Origin of the sequence: Streptomyces sp. NPDC017246 (assembly GCF_044331325.1) — a bacterium.
Classification (GTDB): Bacteria; Actinomycetota; Actinomycetes; order Streptomycetales; family Streptomycetaceae; genus Streptomyces.
The window spans coordinates 1-17071 of record NZ_JBIRMW010000021.1; the positions used below are offsets into that span (position 1 = coordinate 1).

16 protein-coding genes and 1 riboswitch are annotated in these 17071 nt (G+C 71.0%); of the genes, 7 read left to right on the forward strand and 9 right to left on the reverse strand.

The annotated features are described in order from the left end of the window. Nucleotides 1–146: 146 nt before the first annotated feature. Complete coding sequence (locus ACH4MY_RS34060) at nucleotides 147–1442, reverse strand: extracellular solute-binding protein (protein ID WP_398008129.1); 1296 nt, start codon at nucleotides 1440–1442, stop codon at nucleotides 147–149. 284 nt (nucleotides 1443–1726) lie between these two features. Between ACH4MY_RS34060 and ACH4MY_RS34065 the strand changes: the two genes are divergently transcribed. The 6 genes from ACH4MY_RS34065 (at nucleotide 1727) to ACH4MY_RS34090 (ending at nucleotide 8951) form a co-directional block, all read left to right on the forward strand. Continuing rightward, the gene (locus tag ACH4MY_RS34065; RefSeq protein WP_383800744.1) at nucleotides 1727–2491 is read left to right on the forward strand and encodes a GntR family transcriptional regulator; all 765 of its coding nucleotides are present in this window, start codon (nucleotides 1727–1729) and stop codon (nucleotides 2489–2491) included. Between the two features lie 191 nt (nucleotides 2492–2682). After that, nucleotides 2683–2946 carry a DUF3311 domain-containing protein gene (locus tag ACH4MY_RS34070; RefSeq protein ID WP_398008329.1) on the forward strand — a complete coding sequence of 88 codons (264 nt, stop codon included), beginning with the start codon at nucleotides 2683–2685 and terminating at the stop codon, nucleotides 2944–2946. Further along, nucleotides 2943–4568 carry a monocarboxylate uptake permease MctP gene (gene mctP / locus ACH4MY_RS34075; protein WP_398008131.1) on the forward strand — a complete coding sequence of 542 codons (1626 nt, stop codon included), beginning with the start codon at nucleotides 2943–2945 and terminating at the stop codon, nucleotides 4566–4568. The genes ACH4MY_RS34070 and mctP overlap by 4 nt, the downstream gene beginning before the upstream one ends. A 168-nt stretch (nucleotides 4569–4736) precedes the next feature. Next, a complete protein-coding gene (locus ACH4MY_RS34080; RefSeq protein ID WP_398008133.1) occupies nucleotides 4737–5237 on the forward strand; it encodes a GNAT family N-acetyltransferase in 501 nt (166 codons plus the stop codon). 37 nt (nucleotides 5238–5274) lie between these two features. Continuing rightward, nucleotides 5275–5424: riboswitch (cobalamin riboswitch) on the forward strand. A gap of 132 nt (nucleotides 5425–5556) precedes the next feature. Beyond that, the gene (locus ACH4MY_RS34085; protein WP_398008135.1) at nucleotides 5557–7935 is read left to right on the forward strand and encodes a ribonucleoside-diphosphate reductase subunit alpha; all 2379 of its coding nucleotides are present in this window, start codon (nucleotides 5557–5559) and stop codon (nucleotides 7933–7935) included. After that, complete coding sequence (locus ACH4MY_RS34090) at nucleotides 7935–8951, forward strand: ribonucleotide-diphosphate reductase subunit beta (RefSeq protein ID WP_398008136.1); 1017 nt, start codon at nucleotides 7935–7937, stop codon at nucleotides 8949–8951. Before ACH4MY_RS34085 ends, ACH4MY_RS34090 begins: the two co-directional genes overlap by 1 nt. Nucleotides 8952–9020: 69 nt before the next feature. Here the strand turns inward: ACH4MY_RS34090 and def are convergent, their stop codons facing one another. The 8 genes from def to ACH4MY_RS34130 form a co-directional block, all read right to left on the reverse strand. Beyond that, nucleotides 9021–9653 (reverse strand): peptide deformylase, encoded by a 633-nt coding sequence (def, locus tag ACH4MY_RS34095; RefSeq protein WP_398008137.1) that lies wholly within the window; start codon nucleotides 9651–9653, stop codon nucleotides 9021–9023. Between the two features lie 67 nt (nucleotides 9654–9720). After that, a complete protein-coding gene (locus ACH4MY_RS34100) occupies nucleotides 9721–10701 on the reverse strand; it encodes a tetratricopeptide repeat protein (RefSeq protein ID WP_384896718.1) in 981 nt (326 codons plus the stop codon). Between the two features lie 79 nt (nucleotides 10702–10780). Then, nucleotides 10781–12040, reverse strand: a complete 1260-nt coding sequence (locus ACH4MY_RS34105; protein WP_398008138.1) for an HD-GYP domain-containing protein — start codon at nucleotides 12038–12040, stop codon at nucleotides 10781–10783. Then, the gene (locus ACH4MY_RS34110) at nucleotides 12037–13464 is read right to left on the reverse strand and encodes an HD-GYP domain-containing protein (RefSeq protein WP_398008331.1); all 1428 of its coding nucleotides are present in this window, start codon (nucleotides 13462–13464) and stop codon (nucleotides 12037–12039) included. Before ACH4MY_RS34110 ends, ACH4MY_RS34105 begins: the two co-directional genes overlap by 4 nt. 149 nt (nucleotides 13465–13613) lie before the next feature. After that, entirely contained in the window at nucleotides 13614–13931 is a 318-nt protein-coding gene (rsrA, locus tag ACH4MY_RS34115) for a mycothiol system anti-sigma-R factor (protein ID WP_398008139.1), read from the reverse strand. Beyond that, entirely contained in the window at nucleotides 13928–14584 is a 657-nt protein-coding gene (locus tag ACH4MY_RS34120) for a sigma-70 family RNA polymerase sigma factor (RefSeq protein WP_030207302.1), read from the reverse strand. The genes rsrA and ACH4MY_RS34120 overlap by 4 nt, the downstream gene beginning before the upstream one ends. A 241-nt stretch (nucleotides 14585–14825) precedes the next feature. Beyond that, nucleotides 14826–15458 carry an alpha/beta family hydrolase gene (locus ACH4MY_RS34125; RefSeq protein WP_398008333.1) on the reverse strand — a complete coding sequence of 211 codons (633 nt, stop codon included), beginning with the start codon at nucleotides 15456–15458 and terminating at the stop codon, nucleotides 14826–14828. Between the two features lie 46 nt (nucleotides 15459–15504). Further along, nucleotides 15505–16320, reverse strand: a complete 816-nt coding sequence (locus ACH4MY_RS34130) for an SOS response-associated peptidase (RefSeq protein WP_398008140.1) — start codon at nucleotides 16318–16320, stop codon at nucleotides 15505–15507. A gap of 50 nt (nucleotides 16321–16370) precedes the next feature. Between ACH4MY_RS34130 and ACH4MY_RS34135 the strand changes: the two genes are divergently transcribed. Beyond that, entirely contained in the window at nucleotides 16371–17057 is a 687-nt protein-coding gene (locus tag ACH4MY_RS34135) for a M50 family metallopeptidase (RefSeq protein WP_398008141.1), read from the forward strand. Nucleotides 17058–17071 lie beyond the last annotated feature (14 nt).

Consider the following 17071-nt stretch of genomic DNA (forward strand, 5'->3'; position numbering starts at 1 on the left):
GCCCCCCCCCCGTCACGTTCCCCCCCCGCCCCCCCCCCCCCCCCCCAACCGGGCCCCCCCCCCCCCCCCCCCCGCCCCCCCCCACCCCCCCGCCGCGGCGGGGGCCGCCCCCCCCCCCCCCCCCCCCCCCACCACCGGGCTACGGATTACTGCTGGTTGATGCGCTCGTTGATGACCTTGTCGGCCGCCTCGGCGGCCGCCTTGGCGTCCTGACCCTTCAGGACCTTGGTCATGTAGTCCTTGATCGGGTTCGGGGCGGTCTCGACGTTCGCCCAGCCCGGGGTGACCGGCGTGATCTTGCCGGAGACGGAGGAGAGGGCCATGGACTCGGCGAAGGAGCCGGCGGCGGGCTTGAACTGCGCGGCGTCGGTGTTCGGAAGCAGCGCGCCCTCGGTGGCGACGGCGTACTTCGTCATGTACTCCTTGCCGGCGGCGAGGGCCAGCCACTCCTTCGCGAGGTCCTTGTTCTTGGAGCGCTCGGCGATGGCGAGGTTCGAGCCGCCGAAGAAGACGGAGCCCGGCTTGTCGGCGGTCTTGCCCGGGATCGGGAAGTAACCGAAGTCGGCGGTCTTGCCGGCCTTCTTCATGGCGTCGATCGCGCCGCCGGCCTCCCAGCCGAGACCGATCCAGGACGCCACGCCACCCTTGGGGATGATGTCGGTGGACTGCTGGGGGGTGCCCTCGTCCTTGTCCTTCGGAGCGTTGGAGTAGGACGCCAGCTCCTTGTAGAAGTTCATGGCGTTGACGGCCTCGGGGGAGGACAGGTTGCCCTTCCACTTGTCGCCGTCCTTGACCGCGAGGTCGCTGCCCTCGTCCCAGATGAGACCGGCGAGGACGTACCAGGACTGACCCGGCAGGTAGATCGCCTGCGACTTCGGGTCGGAGGCCTTGAGCTTCTTCAGACCGTCGACCCACTCGGCGCGGGTCTTCGGCGGGGTGACACCGGCCTTCTTGAAGGCGGCCTTGTCGTAGACGACGACACGGCTGGCGGCGTACCACGGGGCCGAGTAGAGCTTGCCGTCCAGCTCGCTGGAGGCGAGCATGCCCTTGTTCCAGCCGTCGTAGCCCAGCGTGGCCTTGTCGCCGGTCAGGTCGGCGAGTCCGCCGGTGACGGCGTAGCCCGCGGTCTGCGTGTTGCCGAGCTCCAGGACGTCCGGCGGGGTGTCCTCGGAGAGGGCGGTGGTGACCTTCTCCTGGATGCCGTTCCAGATCTGCTTCTCGACCTTGACCTTGACGCCGGGGTGCTTGGCCTCGAAGGCCTTGTTCACCTCGGTCATCCAGGCGTCCGGCGCGGAACCGTCCATGACCCAGACGGTCAGGGTCTTGTCGCCCCCGGACGACGCCTTGGCGCCGTCCTTACCCTTGTCGCTGTCGGAACCACACGCAGCGATAGAGACCATCATGCCTGCGACGCCGATCGCCGCGATGAGCTTGCGCTTCACGCCACCCTCCTCAGGGATGCTGCAACCCCTGCCCACCGCGCGAAGACATACGTCGGGTAGTGCTAGTGGGGCTGGGACCTGGTCTTTAATGGTTTAGACCAGTACCGGGAGCTTGGCCTAGACCTTTAGGGGTGTCAAGGGTGTATAAGAAGGGCAGTCGCGTCCGTTATCGGACCGACACCTGAGGGAGGGCGACGACCCGTGACCGGTCCGTGCCACCATGTGAGCCGCGACAGACGGAGGAGCCGGTGACGGCAGCAGCACAGGAGTCGGGAAGGCAGGCCATGGCCACGGACGCGGGCAGCACGGAGACGGAGGGTGGGACTCCCACCCGTACCGCGCGCGTGCCCAAGTACTACCGACTGAAGCGGCATCTGCTCGACATGACGGAGACCCTGCCGCCCGGCACACCGGTCCCGCCGGAGCGCACACTCGCCGCCGAGTTCGACACCTCGCGCACCACCGTGCGCCAGGCCCTCCAGGAGCTGGTCGTCGAAGGGCGCCTGGAGCGCATCCAGGGCAAGGGCACCTTCGTGGCCAAGCCCAAGGTCTCCCAGGCCCTGCAACTCACCTCCTACACGGAGGACATGCGCGCCCAGGGCCTCGAACCCACCTCGCAGCTGCTCGACATCGGCTACGTCACCGCCGACGACACCCTCGCCGGGCTGCTCGACATCACGGCCGGCGGGCGGGTGCTCCGCATCGAGCGGCTGCGGCTCGCGAGCGGCGAGCCGATGGCGATCGAGACCACCCATCTGTCGGCGAAGCGCTTCCCCGCCCTGCGGCGCTCCCTGGTGAAGTACACCTCGCTGTACACCGCACTCGCCGAGGTGTACGACGTGCACCTCGCCGAGGCCGAGGAGACCATCGAGACCTCCCTCGCCACCCCGCGCGAGGCCGGCCTGCTCGGCACCGACGTGGGCCTGCCGATGCTGATGCTCTCCCGCCACTCGCTGGACGCCCAGGGCGAGCCGGTCGAATGGGTGCGGTCGGTCTACCGCGGCGACCGGTACAAATTCGTGGCGCGCCTGAAGCGCCCCAACGGCTGACCCCTATTTCCCTTTACCGTACGACTCCGTACGACACGGACGGCCGCACCTCATCGGGTGCGGCCGTTCGGCGTTCCCACCTCGACTGACAAAGTCCCATCCGTTATGCGGACGGGGGTTCCATGGAGCTGAACCGTCCCCTAGATTTCCCCACCATTACCGAGGTGATCAGCGAGGGGACGGGAATCGCCATGTCAGATACGCCAGATGCGACACAAGGGAAACAACCCACCATCACACCCCTGCGGGTGGTGATCGCCCTCTGTCTGTTCGCGCCGTTCGTCGCGATGCTCTGGGTGAGCTCCTACGCGAAGGTCGAACCGCTTCTCGCGGGCATCCCGTTCTTCTACTGGTACCAGATGCTCTGGGTGCTGATCTCCACCGTGCTCACCATGGTGGCGTACAAGCTGTGGCACCTCGACCAGCGCGCCCGCAAGGGAGGTGACGCGCGATGAAGGACGGCGTGAACGGCGTCGCACTCGCCGTCTTCATCTTCTTCTTCCTGGCCGTCACGGTCATGGGATTCCTCGCCTCGCGCTGGCGCAGGGCCGAGAACGAGAACAGCCTCGACGAATGGGGACTGGGCGGCCGGTCGTTCGGCACCTGGGTGACCTGGTTCCTGCTCGGCGGCGACCTCTACACCGCGTACACCTTCGTCGCCGTCCCGGCGGCCATCTACGCGGCGGGCGCGGCCGGCTTCTTCGCCGTGCCGTACACGATCCTGGTCTACCCGCTGATCTTCACCTTCCTGCCGCGCCTCTGGTCGGTCTCGCACAAGCACGGGTACGTCACCACCTCGGACTTCGTGCGCGGCCGCTTCGGCTCCAAGGGCCTCTCCCTCGCGGTGGCGGTCACCGGCATCCTCGCGACCATGCCGTACATCGCGCTCCAGCTCGTCGGCATCCAGGCCGTCCTGGACGTGATGGGCGTCGGCGGCGGCGAGAACACCCACTGGTTCATCAAGGACCTGCCGCTCCTCATCGCCTTCGGTGTCCTCGCGGCGTACACGTACTCCTCGGGTCTGCGCGCCCCCGCGCTCATCGCCTTCGTCAAGGACACCCTGATCTACATCGTCATCGCGGTGGCGATCATCTACATCCCGATCAAGCTGGGCGGCTTCGACGAGATCTTCGCCAAGGCGGGCGAGGCGTACGCGCAGACCAACCCGGCGACCGGAAAGCCGCGCGGCTCGCTCGTGCCCGGCGAGGCCGGTCAGTGGACGTACGCGACGCTGGCGCTCGGCTCGGCGCTCGCGCTCTTCATGTACCCGCACTCCATCACGGCGACGCTGTCGTCCCGGAGCCGTGAGGTCATCCGCCGCAACACCACGATCCTGCCGCTGTACTCGCTGATGCTGGGTCTGCTCGCGCTGCTCGGCTTCATGGCGATCGCCGCCGGGATCCAGGTGAAGAACGGCCAGCTCGCCATCCCGCAGCTCTTCGAGACCATGTTCCCGGACTGGTTCGCGGGCGTCGCCTTCGCCGCGATCGGCATCGGCGCGCTCGTCCCCGCCGCGATCATGTCGATCGCCGCGGCCAACCTCTTCACCCGCAACATCTACAAGGACTTCATCAAGCCGGACGCCACCCCGGCCCAGGAGACCAAGGTCTCCAAGCTGGTGTCGCTCCTGGTGAAGGTCGGCGCGCTCGCCTTCGTCCTCACCATGGACAAGACCGTCGCGATCAACTTCCAGCTGCTCGGCGGCATCTGGATCCTGCAGACCTTCCCGGCCCTGGTCGGCGGTCTCTTCACCCGCTGGTTCCACCGCTGGGCGCTGCTCGCCGGCTGGGCCGTCGGCATGCTCTACGGCACGATCGCCGCGTACGGGGTCGCCAGCCCGACCCAGAAGCACTTCGGCGGCTCCTCTGCCGAGATCCCGGGCATCGGCGAGATCGGCTACATCGGACTCACCGCGTTCGTCCTCAACCTCCTCGTCACGGTCGTCCTCACCTTCGTCCTCAAGGCCGTCAAGGCCCCCGAGGGCATCGACGAGACCTCCCCGGAGGACTACACGGCCGACGCCGGGGACCGCGGCGTCAGCGCCAAGCTCCCGAAGATCGGCGCCGACACGCACTGACCCGGCCGCCGGATCCCACCGGCACCGCTCTCCGGTCCCGGCACCGCCGGACCCGGCGAAGGCCGCCCTGCCTCTTCCGGAGGCACGGCGGCCTTCGCCGTCCCCGGCGGGCGACCGGCATCCGGCACCCGTTGGAGGCCGGGGGCCGACCGGAGGCACACTGCCCTCATGGACTTCACGATCAGGGCGGTACGGCCCGAGGAGTACGAGACGCTCGGTGAGCTCACCGCGGGGACCTATCTGAACGACGGGCTGCTGAAGTACGGGGCCGAGGACTCGTATCTGAACGTGCTCCGGGACACCGCACGGCGGGCGCGCGAGAGCGAGGTGCTCGTCGCCGAGGACGGCGACGGGCGGCTCCTCGGCGGCGTGACCTTCGCCACCGGCAGCACCCCGTGGGCGGACATCGCGGTCGAGGGCGAGGCCGAGTTCCGGATGCTCGCGGTCTCCCGGGAGGCCCGCGGGCGGGGCGTCGGAGAGGCCCTCGTACGGGCCTGTATCGAGCGGGCGAGGGCCCTGCCGGGGTGCCGGCGCATCGTGCTCTCCACGGACGCCTCGATGGTCTCCGCGCACCGGATATACGACCGCCTGGGCTTCGTCCGGACCCCGGACCGGGACTGGGAGCCGATTCCCGACCACCGCCTGCGCACCTACGCCTTGGAGTTCTGAGCCGGGGGACGACACAACATGTGGGGGGTGCCGCACACGGCGCCCCCCACATGTATGCTCGTCCTCGCTGTCGACGCAGGGGAATCCGGCGCGAATCCGGAACTGTCCCGCAACGGTGTGCTTCGTACGGATACGACGAATTCGTACGACGTGAGTCCGAGGACCTGCCGACGGCGCACCCGGTCCGTCCGTTCCGGGTGCCAATGACGTCCGGGCCTCGCGGAGTGGGCCGGTGGAAGCGTCGCGTCCGGTGTTGTGGACGCCCGTCTGCCCGCCTTCCCCCGCCGCGGCCCCGCGCCGAGCGAGGGAGAGCCCCCACGTGACCATCGCGCCCGCCGATCCGGCTTCCGCCGAGGCTTCCGCGGTCGAGAGCGACGGCCCCGGGACCGTACTGCTGCGGACCCTGACCGACCTCACCGCCGATCTCCCCGACACCGACCCCGGCAAGGTCGCCGCCGCCGCGCTCCGCGGCCGCAGCGCCGTGGCGGACGAGGCGGAGCTGCGCGAACTGGCCACCGAGGCGGCCGCGGGTCTCATCGCCGACGACCCGGCGTACTCCCGGCTCGCCGCCCGGCTCCTGACGATCACCATCGCCGACGAGGCGGCCGGGCAGGGCTCGTTCTCCTTCTCCGCCTCCGTCGCCGTGGGTCACCGCGAGGGCCTGATCGCCGACCGCACCGCCGAGTTCGTGGCGCTGCACGCGGACCGGCTGGACGCGACCGTCGACGCGGCCGCCGACGACCGCTTCGGCTACTTCGGCCTGCGCACCCTCTACTCGCGCTACCTGCTGCGCCACCCGATCACCCGCAAGGTGATCGAGACCCCGCAGCACTTCATGCTCCGCGTGGCCTGCGGTCTCGCCGAGGACGACAGCGTCCGCGCGCTCGACGAGGTCGCCGCGCTGTACGGCCTGATGAGCCGGCTCGACTACCTGCCGTCCTCCCCCACGCTCTTCAACTCCGGCACCCGCCACCCGCAGATGTCCTCCTGCTACCTCCTGGACTCCCCCCAGGACGAGCTGGACTCCATCTACGACCGCTACCACCAGGTGGCGCGCCTCTCGAAGCACGCGGGCGGCATCGGCCTCTCCTACTCCCGCATCCGCGCCCGCGGTTCGCTGATCCGCGGCACCAACGGCCACTCCAACGGCATCGTGCCGTTCCTGAAGACGCTCGACGCCTCCGTCGCCGCCGTGAACCAGGGCGGCCGCCGCAAGGGTGCCGCCGCCGTCTACCTGGAGACCTGGCACGCGGACATCGAGGAGTTCCTCGAACTCCGCGACAACACGGGCGAGGACCAGCGCCGTACGCACAACCTGAACCTGGCGCACTGGATCCCCGACGAGTTCATGCGCCGCGTCAACGCCGACGCCGACTGGTCGCTCTTCTCCCCGGCGGACGTGCCCGAGCTCGTCGACCTGTACGGCGCGGAGTTCGACGCCGCCTACCACAAGGCGGAGGCCGCGGGCCTGGCCCGCAAGACGATGCCGGCCCGCGACCTGTACGGCCGGATGATGCGGACCCTGGCCCAGACCGGCAACGGCTGGATGACCTTCAAGGACGCCTCGAACCGGACGGCCAACCAGACCGCCGAGCCCGGCACGGTCGTCCACTCCTCGAATCTGTGCACCGAGATCATCGAGGTCACGAACGACGGCGAGACGGCCGTCTGCAACCTCGGCTCGGTCAACCTGGGTTCGTTCGTCGTCGGTGGCGACATCGACTGGGAGCGGCTGGACTCGACCGTCCGTACGGCCGTCACCTTCCTCGACCGGGTCGTCGACATCAACTTCTACCCGACCGAGCAGGCCGGGCGTTCCAACGCTCGCTGGCGGCCGGTCGGCCTGGGCGCGATGGGCCTCCAGGACGTCTTCTTCCAGCTGAAGCTGCCGTTCGACTCCGCCGAGGCGCGCGCCCTGTCGACGAAGATCTCCGAGCGCATCATGCTCGCCGCGTACGAGGCCTCCGCCGACCTCGCCGAGCGCAGCGGCCCGCTCCCCGCCTGGGAGCAGACCCGCACGGCCCGCGGTGTCCTGCACCCCGACCACTACGACGTGGAGCTGAACTGGCCGGAGCGCTGGACGGCCCTGCGCGAGCGGATCGCGACCGTCGGCATGCGCAACAGCCTCCTCCTCGCCATCGCGCCGACGGCGACCATCGCCTCGATCGCGGGCGTCTACGAGTGCATCGAGCCGCAGGTCTCGAACCTCTTCAAGCGCGAGACGCTCTCCGGCGAGTTCCTCCAGGTCAACTCGTACCTGGTCGCCGAGCTGAAGAGGCTCGGCGTGTGGGACGCGCAGACCCGTGAGGCGCTGCGCGACGCCAACGGCTCGGTGGCCGGCTTCACCTGGGTCCCGGCCGAGGTGCGCGAGCTGTACCGCACGGCGTGGGAGATCCCGCAGCGCGGCCTCATCGACATGGCGGCGGCGAGGACCCCCTTCCTCGACCAGAGCCAGTCCCTGAACCTGTTCCTGGAGACGCCCACCATCGGCAAGCTGTCGTCGATGTACGCGTACGCCTGGAAGCAGGGGCTGAAGACGACGTACTACCTGCGCTCCCGCCCGGCGACCCGGATCGCCCGTGCCGCCCAGGCCGCGGCGCCCACCGCCGCCACCATCCCCGTCCAGCAGGCGACGCCCGACGCGGACGCCCTCGCCTGCTCCCTCGAAAACCCCGAGTCCTGCGAGGCCTGCCAGTAATGAGCTCCACCGAACAGAAGAACCTCCTCGACCCGGGCTTCGAGCTGACCCTCCGTCCGATGCGCTACCCGGACTTCTACGAGCGCTACCGGGACGCGATCAAGAACACCTGGACCGTGGAGGAGGTCGACCTCCACTCGGACGTCGCCGACCTCGCCAAGCTGACTCCGGCGGAGCAGCACATGATCGGCCGGCTGGTCGCGTTCTTCGCGACGGGCGACTCGATCGTCTCGAACAACCTGGTGCTGACGCTCTACAAGCACATCAACTCCCCGGAGGCGCGGCTGTACCTGTCGCGCCAGCTGTTCGAGGAGGCCGTGCACGTCCAGTTCTATCTGACGCTGCTCGACACCTACCTGCCCGACCCGGACGACCGCTCCGCCGCGTTCGACGCGGTCGAGGAGATCCCCTCCATCCGCGAGAAGGCGCAGTTCTGCTTCAAGTGGATGGACTCGGTCGAGAAGATCGACCGGCTGGAGACGGCCGCCGACCGGCGCCGCTTCCTGCTGAACCTGATCTGCTTCGCCGCGTGCATCGAGGGCCTGTTCTTCTACGGCGCCTTCGCGTACGTGTACTGGTTCCGGTCGCGGGGTCTGCTGCACGGCCTGGCCACCGGCACCAACTGGGTCTTCCGCGACGAAAGTTGCCACATGGACGCCGCCTTCGCGTTCGTCGACACCGTGCGGGAGGAAGAGCCGGATCTCTTCGACGACGAACTCGGCCGTCAGATCACCGACATGATCAAGGAAGCCGTCGAGGCGGAGCTGCAGTTCGGCCGCGACCTCTGCGGCGACGGCCTTCCCGGCATGAACACCGAGTCGATGCGCGAGTACCTCCAGTGCGTCGCCGACCAGCGCCTCGTGCGCCTCGGACTCTCGCCGGTGTACGGCTCCGGCAACCCCTTCTCCTTCATGGAGCTCCAGGGCGTCCAGGAGCTCACGAACTTCTTCGAGCGCCGTCCGTCCGCCTACCAGGTGGCGGTCGAGGGCTCGGTGGACCTGGACGAGGACTTCTAGGACCCGGCTGTACGAGGAAGGGCCCCGCACTCCGAGGAGTGCGGGGCCCTTCGCGCACGCGTGAACGGATCAGGCGTTCGGCACCGTCTCGTAGCGCGGGGTGCCCTCTTCCATCTGGCGCAGGGCGTCCTTGCGGTCCCGCTTGGAGAGGCGGTCGATGTACAGGTAGCCGTACAGGTGGTCCGTCTCGTGCTGGAGGCAGCGGGCGAAGTAGCCGGTGCCGCGGACCTTGACCGGGTTGCCCTGGGCGTCCTGGCCGTGGACCTCCGCGTAGTCGGGGCGGGCCAGCTCGGCGTAGGCGGTCGGGACGGAGAGGCAGCCCTCGTTGGACTCGTCGAGGACGCGCAGCTCGGCCGGGAGCTCCTTGAGGACCGGGTTGATCACGACACCGGTGTGCCGGACGCCCTCGTCGTCGGGGCAGTCGTAGACGAAGACCTTGAGGTCCACACCGATCTGGTTCGCGGCCAGGCCCACGCCCTCGGCGGCCTTCTGGCTGGCGAACATGTCGTCGATGAGCGCCGCGAGCGAGTCGTCGAACTCGGTGACGTCCTTGCACTCCTTGTGGAGCACCGGGTTGCCGACCACCGTGATCGGGCGGGCCGTGCCGCGCTCACGGTGGGCGAGCTCGCGCGCCTCGCAGTCCTCCGTGTCCACGACGAAGCCGTCGTTGATCGTCTGCTCGTCCGTCTCCTGCTGCGCCATGTCCGGCCGCGCCTTCCTGAAAACCCGATTCCGTCGAAGGACAGCCTACGGGCCTCGAAGGACACGCTCAGCAGACCTCTTCGAGATCCCGCCACTCACGGCTGTCGGGGCTGTCCGCCACCCAGCCGTCGAGAAGCCCGCGCACCAGACCCGGCGGGGCCGCGATACCGCACTCCCGCTCCGGCACCCACAGCTCGCCCGGCGAACGGTGGCCGAGCGGCCCGGGGTGTCCCGGCTCGCTGTGGTCGTGCGGGTCGGAGTGCTCGCCCTCGCCCTCGGCGCTCGGCATGGTCGACTCGGAGCAGGCACGGCAGAGCAGCCGCACGGAGGACGACCAGTCCTCGGCGGCGAAGCCGGCCTCCGCGGCCAGCTGCTCCAGGGCGTCCCGGTCGGCCTCGGTGGCCGCCTCCAGGAGGACCACCCAGGTGGGGACGGGCGAGGGCGCCCACAGCTCGATCTCGTCGAAGACCGGGTAGGAGGGACCGGCGGTGGTGGTCCGCTCGCCGTTCGGCACTCCGTCGTGGAGGACGACCTCGCCCCAGCGGCGTCCGGAGGACGGCAGCGGGATGGAGAGGACCTCGATACGGGCCGGGTCGAGCCGGCGGCCCCACACGACCTCCGCCTCGCCCTCGGGCGAGAGCCGGACGGCGGCGCTGCCCAGCTCCATGCCGGCGGGCTCGCCGGTGCCGGCGGCGGCGCCGGGGACCTTCAGTCCGTAGGCCTGCCAGGCACGGCGGGCCAGCGGCCAGTCCTGGAGCGCGGTGGCCGCGATCCCCACGTTCCACCAGTCGGGGGCGCCGGTCTCCTTGTCGAGCAGCGCGACGGCGCGGAGCCCGGCGGCCCGCGCCTGCTCCCAGTCGTGCCGGAACTTGTGCAGCAACGCCAGATTGAACCAGGACTCCGAGAGCCATGGCTCAAGATCCGCCGCGCGCGTCAGGAGCGCGCCCGCGTCCTCGTACCGGCCGTCGCCGATCAGCGTGAACGCGCGGTCGGTGGCCTGCCGCCACGAGGCGGAGGGCCGATGCCGTACCTTCCCGAAGATCTTCACGATTCCCGCCTGCCGGTCGCTTCACCCTCTTGTTCGCATCCAACCATGCCCGGTCGGACGCGCGCTCATTACCCATGGGTTACCCAGAGGCGACGGAGGTCACCCCAGCCGCTCCGCCCCGCGCCAGGACTCTGGCCAGGCATTCGACGACATCCGGGTGATAGTCGCGGGCGGTGCCGAGCCTCAGCCGCTCCAGGGCGTCGAGGGCCGCGCCCGCGCTCTCGCCGCCCGCGAGGTCGTCGTAGGCGTTCACGGCGCGGACGATCCGGGCGGCCGTCGGCTGCTCCCGGTACGGGTCGGCCTGGCGCTCCACGACGACGGCGACGGCCTCGTGGACCCCGGTCCTGCGGACGACCTCGCCGCCCAGGAGCGCGATCCGGCGCTGCTCCTCGGCCGGCAGCAGGGCGGTGGCACCTCCCGCGACCGGGTCGACGAGGGAGAGCTGCCCGATGTCGTGCATGAGCGCCGCGTGCTCCAGGACGGTCAGCTCGGCCCCGGAGAGGCCCAGTTCCCGCCCGACGGCCGCGCTGAGGGCGGCGACCCGGCGGGCGTGCCCGGGCGGGGTGCAGCCGGCGATCTCGGTGGCGCGGGCGAGGGAGGCGATGGTCTGCCGGTTGACCGTGCGCACCGCGGCGTACCGCCGGAAGGAGACCTGGGTGAGGAGGAGGGGCACGGCGAGCACGGGCAGCGCCCACAGTCCCGCGGCGGCCACGCCGAGTGCCATGACGGTGCCGGTGGCGCAGACGGCGGAGCCGATGCCGAGGAGGGCGCGCAGTTCGTCGCGGAGGAGGGGGCCGTACGGGAATCCGGTGCGGGCCCGGAGCACGAGGGCGGCGAGCACGGCGTCGCAGAGGGCGGTCAGGACGAGCAGGAGGACGAGGAAGAGGGCGTACGGGGGGCCCTGGCCGAGGTGCTCGACGACGGCCCCGGAGTTGTAGAGGGGCTGGAAGCAGAGCGCGGCGAAGCCGACGGTGAGGACGCGGCGGGCGAGGTGGTCGGGGCCGGGCCCCCGGCCGCGGGCGATGTGGGGGACGATCCCGGCGAGGCCGGCGGCGACGACGACGGCGACGATCTGGAGGACGCCGTGGGTGGTGGCGGTCCCGGCGCTGGCCCCGAGGAGGGCGTAGGCGAGGGCCCCCGCGGCGGAGAGCGGCGCGGGCTCCCGTTCGTCGGGGGCGGCGCCCCAGCGGGCGAACTCGCCGAGGAGGACGAGGGTGCCGAAGGCGAGCGCGTTGCCGGGTTCGTCGACGCCGTACCAGAGGGTGGAGCCGAAGCCGGCGAGGCTCAGCAGCAGCGCCGCCCCGTGGACGGTGCCGACGGTGACGGCCCCCGGTCTCATGCGCGCTCCTTGCGCCGTACGTCGGGATCGTCGGTGAGCGCGTCCGTCGCGCGTTGTTCCGGGGGCGCGTCCACCGGGCGTGGTGGAGGCACGTTTCCGCCGGGCGGAGCGGGCGGTGTGGTCTCGTCGGCGGTGACGGCGGGCTGCCAGCCGTGCCGGTCCAGGGCCCGGACTAGGGCGGCGACCATCCGGGCGTCGAACTGGCCGCCGGCGCACCGCTCCAGTTCGGCGACGGCGGTCGGCACCGGGCGGGCCCGGCTGTAGGAGCGGGTGGAGGTCATGGCGTCGAAGGCGTCGGCGACGGCGACCACCCGGGCGAACTCGGGGATCTCCTCGCCGCGCAGCCCGTAGGGGTAGCCGCTGCCGTCCATGCGTTCGTGGTGGTGGAGGATCGCGGCCCGCGCCTCGCCGAGGAAGCCGATGCCCCGGACCATCTCGTGCCCGTACTCGGGGTGCAGCTCGATGACCCGGCGTTCCTCCGGGGTGAGCGGCCCGTCCTTGCGGAGCACCCGGGTGGGAACGCCGAGCTTGCCGACGTCGTGCAGGATGCCGGCGAACCGTACGACGTCGAGCCGTTCCTCGGCCAGGCCCAGCTCACGGGCGATCAGGACGGAGGCGTGCCCGACCCGTTCGCTGTGGCCCCGGGTGTAGTGGTCCTTGATGTCGACGGCCTGGACGAGGGCGCGGATGGTGGCCTGGTGGGCGGCCCGCTCGCGGTGGTACTGGGCGAAGACCCAGCAGGAGATGTACATCGGCAGGAGCACGAAGAGCGCCGAGACCGGGCCGTACGAGCTGCGCCAGAGCACGGCCATCATCAGTCCGGCGAGGCCGTGCACGCCGTGCGGGGCGAGGGCCCGGCCGAGGAGTCCGCGCCAGGCGGCCCGCGGCGGCAGTCCGTCGGCGGTCGCCCGGATGCCGCCGTCGAGGGCGGTCAGGACGAGACAGAAGGTGAGCGCGGCGGCGCCCGCAGGCAGCAGCGCGTACGGGAAGTCGGGGGCGTCGGGCCCGTGGCCGAGGGCGTCGGCGCAGCTCAGGACGCCGGCGACGCGGGCGGCCGCCCAGACGGCGAGGGCGGTGGCCGCGGCCCGCCAGGCGCGGCGTGGCGCGGCCGGGGGTTCGTCGACACGGGCGAGGAGGCTGCCGGGCAGGGCGGTGAGCGCGGCGGCGGCGGGCGGCAGGAGGAGGGCGGCGGCGAGGAGGACGGGGAAGAAGGAGCCGGTGCCCATGGGGACGGAGCCGCCGAACGCGCGTCCCAGGACGCGGCAGCGGGCGGGGAGTTCGCAGAGCGCGTACAGGGCGGCGAGCAGCGCGACGGTGCCCCAGGGGGTGGCCGCGCCGGGGTTCAGCGCGGGCAGGGCGGAGGCCCCGGCGCCGAGCAGGGCGCAGCCGATGTACACGCGGGCCGCGCGCGGAATGACCTTCACGCCCATCACCCGTGTCACGCTAGCGAGTGGGGCGGCCCGGGACGGCTCGGTGGCGCCGATTAGCACCATCGGGTGATACAAGCTGATATACGAAAGAGGCCGCCGCGATCGTGCCGCGACGGCCTTCCTCACCCGCTACGGGACGGGTGTCACTCCTGGGACGCCGGTGTCGCCGGGACGATCGGCGTGATCTCCTGCTCGGGCACCAGGTGTCCGGAGCGGATCAGGTCGATCCGGCCCATGACCTTGGCCCGCAGATCGGTGGGGACGTCGTCACTGCCGCAGCAGCGCTTGACGAGCTTCTTCACCGCCTGTTCGAGGCCGTACTTCTCCAGGCACGGGGAGCACTCCTCGAAGTGCACCTCGAACTTGGTGCAGTCACTGTCGGGCATCTCGTGGTCGAGGAACTCGTAGAGATGATCCAGGACCTCTGAGCAATCCGTCTCGTGCGGCTCTCCGCAGCTCATGAGCCCGAGCCTTTCAGATCGTTCGACGACTCTCCGGCGCCCGCGGGTACCAGCCCGCGGTCGCGGGCGTAGTCCTCGAGCATGCCGCGCAGCTGGCGGCGACCCCGGTGCAGTCGGGACATCACCGTACCGATGGGTGTCCCCATGATGTCCGCGATCTCCTTGTACGCAAAGCCCTCGACATCCGCGAGATAGACGGCGATGCGGAACTCCTCGGGAATCGCCTGGAGCGCTTCCTTCACGTCGGAGTCGGGCAGGTGGTCGAGCGCCTGCGACTCGGCGGAACGCAGACCGGTCGACATGTGCGACTCGGCGCGGGCGAGCTGCCAGTCCTCGATCTCCTCGGCGGCGCTGCGCTGGGGCTCACGCTGCTTCTTGCGGTACGAGTTGATGAAGGTGTTCGTGAGGATGCGGTACAGCCACGCCTTGAGGTTCGTACCCTCGCGGAACTGGTGGAAGGATCCGTACGCCTTGGCGTACGTCTCCTGCACGAGGTCCTCCGCGTCCGCGGGATTGCGCGTCATACGCAGTGCGGCCGAGTACATCTGGTCGAGGTAGCCGAGGGCGTCCCGCTCGAAGCGCGCGTTGCGCTCCTCGGTCGTCTCCTCGGGGCCGTCGTCGGTCCCTGTGTCGGTCCCAGTGACCGGACCCACCTCCTCCAGCGCCGCGGCGAGCCCGAGGGCGGACCCACTCGTTTCGGAGGATAGACGAGGAACCGCTCCGACCGCCGCCCGAATCTGGGCTCCCTTGGGAGCGGGCAGCACTGTCCAGTCGAGGTCAGCGGCCTGCGCGCGCTCCGGGCAGATGGTCGAACCCATGCGACGGACTCCCTCTTCTTTGCTCTCACACCGACGCCCGGAACAACAGTGGTCCCCCACTCCGCATTCCCGTGCGTCAGCGCAGAGTGGAGATCCACTCGGCGACGCCCTCCACGAGCAGTCCCATGGCCTCGTCCTGGCCGAGCGGCGCGCGCTTGGGCAGGGCGAAGCCGTGGTCCCCGTAGGGAATCTCGACGAGGCCGTACGGGCCTTCCGGGTACTCCCCGGGGCGTCCGAAGGGGTCGTTGCCGCCCTGGACGACGAGCGTCGGCAGCCCGGTGCCGAGCAGTTCCTCCGCACGGGACTTCTCCGGCCTGCCCGGCGGGTGCAGCGGGAAGCTCAGCGCGAGGACGGCGAGCGCGCCCAGCTCCCGCCCGGTGCGGCAGGCGACCCGGGCGCCCGCGCTGCGGCCGCCCGCGATCACCGGGAGCCCCGGCTTCGCGAGGGCGGGCCAGAGGCCGCGCCAGCCGGTGTCCAGGGTCTTCGGGGCGGGTGCGACCTTCTTGCCGGCGACCCGCCAGGGCTGCTCGACGAGGGCGACGGTCACGCCCCCGGCGGGCAGCGCGCCGGCCAGCGCCCGGAGGTCGCGGGCCTCGATGCCCCCGCCGGCCCCGTGGCCGAGGGCGAGGACGGCCCACGGCTCCGTCCCCTCGAACCAGGCGACGCGGGCCTCACCGGCGTCGGTGGAAACGGTCTCGTACTGTGTCACGTCGGTCACTCCCCCATCCTGCCCCCACGGGCCCGGCGGAAGGGGTTCAGAAGAGCGTGCCCTCCTCCGGGCCCTCCAGCTCGGTCAGGAGTTCCGGTCCGTTGTTGCGGACGTTGCTGACCGCGGTCGCCACCGGGTAGGCCCGCATGAGACCCCCGGGCGGCGGGGCGAGCAGCCCGCGCAGCTCCTCCGGGTGGGTGCGCGCCGGGTCGAGCCAGGCGTCCCAGCGGTCCTCCGTGAGCATCAGCGGCATCCGGGGGTGGATGTCGGCGAGCGAGTGCGGGCCCTCCTCGGGGGCCACGCCCAGCGGCCCGGTCTCCGCCTCGGTGGTGATCACCGAGCAGGTCACCCACCAGGCGGAGGGATCGGCGTCGGGCCGGGTCCCGTCGCGCCAGAACTCGTAGAGACCGGCCATCGCGAAGACCGAGCCGTCGGCCGGGGTCACGAAGTACGGCTGCTTCCTGGGCCGCTTCTTCTTCCCCTCGACCTCCAGGTCCCGCTCGCCCGAACCGGTCACCCACTCGTAGTAGCCGTCGGCGGGCAGGATGCACCGGCGGGCGGCGAAGGCGCGCTTGAAGGAGGGCTTCTCGTCCACGGTCTCCGCGCGCGCGTTGATCATCCGGGCGGCGCCCTCGGGGGACTTCGACCAGGACGGCACGAGACCCCATTTCAACGCGCGCAGCTGGCGAACCGGACGCCGGGATCCTGCGTCTTTCAGAGGACGCTCCAGAACGGCCCAGACCTCTTTGGTGGGGGCCACGTTCCAGTCCGGGGCCAGAGTCTCCTCCGGCTCCCACTTCTCGATCCCGAAAAGGCCGACGAGGTCCTCGGGCCGCCGACTCGCTGCATACCGTCCGCACATACGTGCCACACTGCCACGATCCCGAACACGACCGAGGAGCCGTTCGCGAAATGACCGAGATCCTCGGCACCCAGCCGGCTCCGGACGAGTGGATCGTCTACCTCACCGCCGCGTGCGCGCTGGGCCTGGTCCTCTTCCGGACCCTCTGGCTGCCGGCCCGCAACGCGATCACCATCGCCCACGAGGGCGGCCACGGCCTGGTGGCCCTCGCCACCGGCCGCCGCCTCGAAGCGATCCGGCTCCACTCGGACACCAGCGGGCTGACCGTGAGCCGGGGCCGCCCGACCGGCGTCGGAGTGATCCTCACCCTGGCCGCCGGCTACCCCGCCGCCCCGCTGCTCGGCCTCGGCGGCGCCGCCCTGCTCGGCACCCACCGGGTCACCCTGCTGCTGTGGACGGCGACCGCCCTGCTGCTCGCCCTGCTGGTGATGGTCCGCAACGCGTACGGCGTCCTCACCGTCCTCCTCACCGGCGCCGCCTTCCTCCTCGTCTCCCTGCTGACCGGCCCCCAGGTCCAGTCGGCCTTCGCGTACGCCGTGGTCTGGTTCCTGCTGCTCGGCGGTGTGCGCCCGGCCTTCGAACTCCAGGCCAAACGGCGCCACGGCGGCGCCCCCGACTCCGACGCCGACCAGCTCGCGCGGCTCACCCATGTGCCCGCCGGGGTGTGGCTCTTCTTCTTCCACGCGGTCGCGATCTGCGCCCTGATCGGCGGCGGTCGCTGGCTCCTGGGCATCTGACTCCCCCGTACAGT

Excerpts from the sequence above, each read along its gene's own strand:
- ACH4MY_RS34065 (WP_383800744.1), top strand. The coding sequence starts at position 1,727 with ATGGCCACGGACGCGGGCAGCACGGAGACGGAGGGTGGGACTCCCACC.
- ACH4MY_RS34070 (WP_398008329.1), top strand. The coding sequence starts at position 2,683 with ATGTCAGATACGCCAGATGCGACACAAGGGAAACAACCCACCATCACA.
- mctP (WP_398008131.1), top strand. The coding sequence starts at position 2,943 with ATGAAGGACGGCGTGAACGGCGTCGCACTCGCCGTCTTCATCTTCTTC.
- ACH4MY_RS34080 (WP_398008133.1), top strand. The coding sequence starts at position 4,737 with ATGGACTTCACGATCAGGGCGGTACGGCCCGAGGAGTACGAGACGCTC.
- ACH4MY_RS34090 (WP_398008136.1), top strand. The coding sequence starts at position 7,935 with ATGAGCTCCACCGAACAGAAGAACCTCCTCGACCCGGGCTTCGAGCTG.
- def (WP_398008137.1), bottom strand. The coding sequence starts at position 9,653 with ATGGCGCAGCAGGAGACGGACGAGCAGACGATCAACGACGGCTTCGTC.
- ACH4MY_RS34105 (WP_398008138.1), bottom strand. The coding sequence starts at position 12,040 with ATGAGACCGGGGGCCGTCACCGTCGGCACCGTCCACGGGGCGGCGCTG.
- rsrA (WP_398008139.1), bottom strand. The coding sequence starts at position 13,931 with ATGAGCTGCGGAGAGCCGCACGAGACGGATTGCTCAGAGGTCCTGGAT.
- ACH4MY_RS34130 (WP_398008140.1), bottom strand. The coding sequence starts at position 16,320 with ATGTGCGGACGGTATGCAGCGAGTCGGCGGCCCGAGGACCTCGTCGGC.
- ACH4MY_RS34135 (WP_398008141.1), top strand. The coding sequence starts at position 16,371 with ATGACCGAGATCCTCGGCACCCAGCCGGCTCCGGACGAGTGGATCGTC.